Below are 411 nucleotides of genomic sequence, written 5' to 3' on the forward strand. Positions count from 1 at the left end.
GTTCTGGTGAAATGCGTAAAGTCGAAGCAGACTGCCGCGCGACTCTGGGCGAAGTTGGCAATGCTGAGCATATGCTGCGCGTTCTGGGTAAAGCAGGTGCTGCACGCTGGCGTGGTGTTCGTCCTACCGTTCGCGGTACTGCGATGAACCCAGTAGACCACCCACATGGTGGTGGTGAAGGTCGTAACTTTGGTAAGCACCCGGTATCCCCGTGGGGCCTGCAGACCAAAGGTAAGAAGACCCGCAGCAACAAGCGTACTGATAAATTCATCGTACGTCGCCGTAGCAAATAATTTTAGAGGATAAGCCATGCCACGTTCTCTCAAGAAAGGTCCTTTTATTGACCTGCACTTGCTGAAGAAGGTAGAGAAAGCGGTGGAAAGCGGAGACAAGAAGCCCCTGCGCACTTGG

The 411-nt window shown here is 53.5% G+C and carries 1 pseudogene; it reads left to right on the forward strand.

The features are described 5' to 3' along the window. Window positions 1-293, forward strand: a pseudogene (gene rplB / locus PL597_RS26115) (50S ribosomal protein L2); the annotation flags it as partial. Window positions 294-411 lie beyond the last annotated feature (118 nt).

It is taken from the genome of Agrobacterium sp. ST15.13.013 (assembly GCF_027956525.1).
GTDB lineage: Bacteria > Pseudomonadota > Alphaproteobacteria > Rhizobiales > Rhizobiaceae > Agrobacterium > Agrobacterium salinitolerans.